The 5,841-nt window shown below is 65.2% G+C and carries 8 protein-coding genes; 4 read left to right on the top strand and 4 right to left on the bottom strand.

The genetic code is table 11. From position 1 onward, the window contains the following. The 3 genes from QOJ24_RS04055 to truA all read left to right on the top strand — a co-directional run. Positions 1–263: DNA-directed RNA polymerase subunit alpha C-terminal domain-containing protein (locus tag QOJ24_RS04055; protein WP_526259354.1), on the top strand; the 263-nt coding region annotated here is incomplete at its 5' end. Positions 264–321: 58 nt separating this feature from the next. Then, complete coding sequence (gene rplQ / locus QOJ24_RS04050; RefSeq protein ID WP_526259353.1) at positions 322–936, top strand: 50S ribosomal protein L17; 615 nt, start codon at positions 322–324, stop codon at positions 934–936. 13 nt (positions 937–949) lie between these two features. After that, a complete protein-coding gene (gene truA / locus QOJ24_RS04045; RefSeq protein ID WP_526259351.1) occupies positions 950–1,813 on the top strand; it encodes a tRNA pseudouridine(38-40) synthase TruA in 864 nt (287 codons plus the stop codon). Here the strand turns inward: truA and QOJ24_RS04040 are convergent. The 4 genes from QOJ24_RS04040 to QOJ24_RS04025 are packed head-to-tail and all read right to left on the bottom strand — an operon-like array spanning position 1,810 to position 4,898. Then, the gene (locus tag QOJ24_RS04040; RefSeq protein ID WP_526259358.1) at positions 1,810–2,481 is read right to left on the bottom strand and encodes a cutinase family protein; all 672 of its coding nucleotides are present in this window, start codon (positions 2,479–2,481) and stop codon (positions 1,810–1,812) included. The two genes, truA and QOJ24_RS04040, sit on opposite strands and share 4 nt — an antisense overlap. Before the next feature lie 49 nt (positions 2,482–2,530). After that, a complete protein-coding gene (locus tag QOJ24_RS04035; protein WP_526259349.1) occupies positions 2,531–3,184 on the bottom strand; it encodes a cutinase family protein in 654 nt (217 codons plus the stop codon). 3 nt (positions 3,185–3,187) lie between these two features. Continuing rightward, the gene (locus QOJ24_RS04030; protein ID WP_526259347.1) at positions 3,188–3,847 is read right to left on the bottom strand and encodes a cutinase family protein; all 660 of its coding nucleotides are present in this window, start codon (positions 3,845–3,847) and stop codon (positions 3,188–3,190) included. 31 nt (positions 3,848–3,878) lie between these two features. Next, positions 3,879–4,898, bottom strand: a complete 1,020-nt coding sequence (locus QOJ24_RS04025; RefSeq protein WP_526259345.1) for an EamA family transporter — start codon at positions 4,896–4,898, stop codon at positions 3,879–3,881. 74 nt (positions 4,899–4,972) lie between these two features. Here QOJ24_RS04025 and QOJ24_RS04020 point away from each other — a divergent pair, with 74 nt between their 5' ends. Continuing rightward, positions 4,973–5,527 carry a CGNR zinc finger domain-containing protein gene (locus QOJ24_RS04020; RefSeq protein WP_526259356.1) on the top strand — a complete coding sequence of 185 codons (555 nt, stop codon included), beginning with the start codon at positions 4,973–4,975 and terminating at the stop codon, positions 5,525–5,527. The last annotated feature ends 314 nt before the right edge of the window (positions 5,528–5,841 follow it).

The following is a 5,841-nucleotide window of genomic DNA, read 5'->3' as shown; positions in this document are numbered from 1 at the left end:
TCAAGCGCGAGGGTGTGCACACGGTGGGCGAGCTCGTCGCCCGCACGGAGTCCGATCTGCTGGACATCCGCAACTTCGGCCAGAAGTCCATCGACGAGGTGAAGATCAAGCTGCACCAGCTGGGTCTTTCGTTGAAGGACAGCCCGGCCACGTTTGATCCTTCGGAGGTCGCAGGCTACGACGTTGCCACCGGCACGTGGAACAGCGATGCGAGCTATGACCTGGACAACGACCAGGACTTCGCCGAAACCGAACAGCTCTAAACAACCCGTCCCGGTCCTACCTGATACGGGGACCGGCCCCATTTAGGAGATAGTCGCAATGCCCAAGCCCACCAAGGGCCGTCGCCTCGGCGGATCGTCCTCGCACCAGAAGGCGCTGCTGGCCAATTTGGCCACATCGCTTTTCGAGCACGGTCGGATCAAGACCACCGAGCCCAAGGCGCGGGCGTTGCGGCCCTACGCGGAGAAGCTGATCACCCACGCCAAGAAGGGCACGCTGCACAATCGGCGTGAGGTGCTCAAGAAGATACGGGACAAGGATGTCGTGCACACCCTGTTCGCCGAGATCGGACCCTTCTATGCCGACCGCGCCGGCGGCTACACCCGCATCATCAAGGTGGAGGCACGTCAGGGCGACAACGCCCCGATGGCCGTCATCGAGTTGGTGCGGGAGAAGACGGTGACGTCCGAGGCCAACCGCGCGCGCAAGGCAGGTGCGGCGAAGAAGGCCGCGCCGGTCGCGGCCGCAGCGGCGCCGCAGGCTGCGGTCGAGCCCGAAGAGGCGCAAGGCCCGGTCGCGGAGGAATCGGTCGAGGAGGTCAAGGCCGAGGACGAGGCGATCGCCGACGCCCAGACCGCCGAAGCCGAAGCCGAGATCGAAGAGGCTGACGCCGAGAAGGCCGACTCCGAGGACGAGGCCGACGACGCCAAGTAGTGAAGCGTTGAATATGCCCGCCATCGAATCCGGTGGCGGGCATGTTCGTCTTCGGCTCGACATCGCTTACGACGGCACAGAATTCGCGGGCTGGGCAACGCAGGCGGGTCAGCGCACGGTCGCGGGCGTTCTCGACCAGGCTTTGTCGACGGTCTTCCGGATGCCACTACAGCTTCGCGCCGCAGGCCGTACCGACACCGGCGTACACGCGACCGGTCAGGTGGCTCACGTCGACGTGCCTGCCGACGCGATCCCGCACGCATATCCGCGCACCACTCGCCCAGACGAGAGTGAGTTCCTGCCGTTGGTGCGACGGTTGTCGCGGCTGTTGCCGTCCGACATCAGGGTCAGCGATATCGTCCGGGCACCAACGGGTTTCGACGCACGCTTCTCGGCGCTGCGGCGCCACTACACCTACCGGCTGTCGACGGCGCCGTATGGCGTCGAACCGCAGCAGGCGCGGTATGTGACGCCGTGGCCGCGTCCGCTGGACGTTGACGCGATGGCGGCCGCGTCACGAGAACTCGTCGGTCTGCACGACTTCGCCGCGTTTTGTCGGCATCGCGACGGCGCAACCACCATCCGAGACCTGCAACGGCTGGACTGGTCAAGATCGGGCGATCTGATCACGGCCCATGTCGCCGCCGATGCGTTCTGCTGGTCGATGGTGCGGTCGGTCGTCGGTGCATTGCTCGCGGTAGGGGAGGGCCGTCGTAAACCAGTTTGGTGCGCAAGCCTGCTCACCGAAACGCGGCGCTCCAGCGATTTCGCGGCGGCGCCCCCACAGGGGCTAACGCTTGTGGGCGTCGACTATCCACCCGACGACGAGCTCGAGGCGCGTGTCGCGGTCACCCGAGACCTGCGGCGCATCGACTAGTTGAGTCGGGCCGCAACGAAGTCGGCGGCCTGATTCACCATGCCCGCGTCGATGTATGCCTTGGCTGCGTGGTCAACAAAGTTCTGTTCCCACGTATTCGGGTCCGCGGGGTTGCAGATCGGGTCAGCGCCGTGGCACAACTCGATCGTTCGCTCGGAGTAGGTCGGGCTGAAGTTCGTGATCGGTCCCGCCCAGGCCGACCCGTTGCCGAAGACTGCGACAGCGGCGATCTTCTGCTCCATCTCCGCGGGCAGCGGATTGTCGAAGCCGAAGAACGGGAATGGAAGTGCGAGCACCACATCGGTGACGGCGGCACCCAGCGAGTAACCACCCAGGACAAGGCGAGTGTCAGGGCAGGTGCTGGCCATGTTCTGAATGTGGGCGCTCATGTCGTTCGCGCCGACGTCGATCTGGTTGTCGGCGGGGTAACGAACCGCGTACACACCGATGTTCTTGTTCACCTTTTTGCGGACGGCACCGACGAAGGCATTCCCGAGTACCCCGACCCCGGGCGACTCCAGCCGACCTCGGGCGAAAATCACCTCGACCTGCGGGCAGGCTGCCGATGCCGACGGGATAGCTGAGCCACCGGGCAGGAATGACGGTCCGACCAGCAGCCCCGTTGCTACGAGGGCCGCTGTGAACGAGGCGATGACGCCGCGGCGAATGCGATGCCGGTTGCTATCTCGGTCGAGGCGAAGGATCACCGGACCGATGCTACAGACGGCTCGCGGCGAAGTCGGCCGCCTGAGTGACGAAGCCGCCTGTGTAATTGGGGGACCTGTGCGCGTTGAGGGCTTCCCCATCGGTTTGGCAGATCGGATCACCGCCATTGCACAGATCGATCGACTTCGGACCCCAGACGGGTGCGATCGTCAGTGGGGCACCCAGTTTGGCGCTCGGATTGCCGAAGGCGACAACCGCCGCGACGAAGTCGGGCGCGTTAGGAGGTAGTGGGTTGTCGAAGCCCAGGATGGGCACCGGTACCGACGTGATGACATCCATGACGGCCGCGCCCTGCGAGTAGCCGCCGAGCACCAGCCGCGTATTGGGGCAGGCCCCCATCATGTACTGCACGTGGGCGCTGGCGTCGTTCGCGCCGTCACCGGCCAGAAGAAAGTTGTAAGACGCTGGGTAATTCACTGCGTAGGAGCCGACGGAGCGGCCGCCGACCCTTCCGCTGAGGGCGTTGACGAACGACCCGCCGACGGCTCCGAGTCCGCCTGTGTCGTCGGTGCCGCGGGCGAAGACCACCTCGATGTCGGGACAGTCAGCGGAGGCGACCGGCGCGAACACCATCGACGGCGTGACCACTGCTGCGGCGGCTACCAAAGACGCCGCTGCTGCCTTCATTACACGTAGTGCAGTCATTCTCTACACCCTTCCCGCTGCGAAGTTGGCCGCTTGTTGAGCCATTGCGTCTTCATAGCCCCTGTGTGCCAAGGGATTTCGCCCATCTGAACAGATGGGGTCGCCGTCTTTGCACAGGTCAATGGATCTACTCGCGAACTGACCCACCGAGGATAGTGGGTTGCCGAACTTCGTTGCGGGATTTCCGAATGCCGCCACGGCCGCCACGGTCACCGCCGCCGTTGGCGACAATGGTGGCGCCGAGCCGACCTCGCCGATCTTGTTGCCGAGCGGTGGCACTCCGGCCAGCATGTCCATCACCGCCGCGCCCTGCGAGTAGCCGCCCAGGACGATCTTGGTCGACGGGCAGGACAGCGCCATCTGCGCGACGTGATTGGTCGCGTCCGTTGCCCCGTCGGCGGTGGTGAGGAAGTCGTAGCTCGCCGGATAGTTCACGGCGTAGGAACCGACGGTGCGACCGCCGACCTGTGCGGTCAACGCGTCGGTGAAGGCCTGGCCGACCCGACCGACGCCTGTGGGCTCGGCGGTGCCGCGTGCGAACACCACCTCGATGTCGGGGCAGGGCACAGCTGTCGCGGTCGGGGCGACGATCACGGCGGTGGCCGCGGCGCCGACGGCGGACAGGATGGCGGCCCCGCGGGCCAAGCTACGTGGCAAAGTCACGCGGCCATATTTCCACACTCATGTAACAGAGCTAACCGTTTGCCCTGCTGCACGGTGTGTGGTCCTCGAGCGGACCAGTGTCGGGCCAGGTCGCGGCCTCGAGCCTCTCGCCGCGATCGCCTTGCCGAGCCAGCGCGAGGCCGGCCAGGACGACGGCGCCGCCGATGGCCTGCGTCCACGTGATGGCCTGGCCGAGCAGCAGCCATGCCGCCAGCACCGCGAACATCACCTCGGACAACCCGACCAGCGAAGCGAACCTGGGCCGCAGTCGGGCGATGCCCATGATGCCGAGGCTGTACGCGATCGCCGTCGGGATCACGGCGAGGGCGATGACGGGTACCGCCCACGACACCGTGAACCCCGCGACGACGGTGTCGTTGGTGGTGAAGCGGAATGGCATGACACCCGTCACGCCGACCAGGGCGGTCGCCGCCGCGCCGATGATCAGGCCGCCCGTGGCGAGCGTGATCGAGTTCAGGCTTCCTTCGTCGCCGTCGGCGCTGACTTCATCCGACATCACGAAGTAGCACGCGGCGCACACTGCCGCCGCGAGTCCCCACACCACGCCGACACCGTTGATGTGAGCGCCCGCAAAGACGTTGAGCACCAGCATGATTCCCGCGATCGCAACCACGACGCCGGCCAGTGTCAGGTTGGTCGGCTTGCGCCGCGTGGTGATCCACACGTAGCCGACCACCAGGATGGGGGCGGTGTACTCGAGCAGCAGCGCGACGCCGACAGATAAATGCTCGACGGCGTTGAAATAAAATAGTTGAGCACCGGCCACCGGGACGATGCCGTACGCGACTACCGTCTTGGCGTGCTTGACCGCCTCGCGGACCCAGCCGGGCCTGATGATGCTCGCGACGATTGCCATCACGACCGCGCCGCCCGCCATACGCGCGGTGACTGCCGCGGTGGGCGTCCAGCCCGCCTCCATCAGTGCCTTGGCGAACGGGCCGGAAAGGCCGAACGTGAAGGCCGACAGGACGGCGAACAGGAGGCCGAGCCGGAAATGGTCGACGCCATTTTCGAGCTTGGTCGCGGTCATCTGGCACCTCCAGCGCGTCATGAGTAAAATAGCTATTGGTCATGACATTAGCCGGACGGGAGGTCATGAGTCAAATGATTTTTACTTATGACACTGAGCTCACACTGAAAGCCGCGTGTGTGCTGATCAATACCGATCGGGTAGACGGTGAGCGGCTCGGCGAGCTTGCGGAGCTCGACGCCTATCTCGACAGCTTCGGCTGGACCGGACGGCGCGACCATGACAGCGCCGAGCTCGCATCCGTGCAACGACTGCGCGAACGGCTCGGCGCCATCTGGGCGGCCGCAGGCGACGAAGATGCCGCCGTCGCCCAGGTGAACGCGTTGCTCAGCGACACCAAGGCGCAGCCGTGGCTTACTCGGCATCCCGAGATGCCGGAGTGGCATCTACACCTGGCTTCGGTGGACGACCCGCTGTGGCAGCGGATGGGCGCGGAGATGGCGATGGCTCTGGCCGACTTGATACGCGCCGGTGAGCTCCGCCGGCTCAAGATTTGCGCGGCACCCGACTGCGAGGCGGTGTTGACGGATCTGTCGCGGAACCGGTCCGGGAAGTTCTGCGATACCGGCAACTGCGGCAACCGCCAACACGTCGCGGCCTATCGCGAACGCCGCGCGCGCGAGGGCTGACAGCCGTTCGCTGATGTCGAATCAGGCTCCTACTTCGAGTTCTCAGGTCACTGGTGCTATATGTGTGAGCGAGGTGGCGCTTGAACCCCCACCGCTCGCCCTAGCGCTGGTTCTTGCCCGAGAAGGGCGAATGGCTATATGTGAGCAGGCTGAAAATACGTTGTGAAACGGTGGCAGACGCTGTCAGATTTGTCGTCTGTGACAGTTTGCTCGATTCTGGCGCGCATGGCGGCTCGTGCTGGCAGGATGCCTCCGAGAACCGAGGCTAGGAGCGTTGATGCGCAATTCAACCCGTTCAGTAACAAGGTCGATCG

The organism is Mycobacterium sp., assembly GCF_032159775.1.
Classification (GTDB): Bacteria; Actinomycetota; Actinomycetes; order Mycobacteriales; family Mycobacteriaceae; genus Mycobacterium.
The sequence above is the reverse complement of the archived record's forward strand: the minus strand, read 5'-3'. Positions and strand labels throughout refer to the sequence as shown.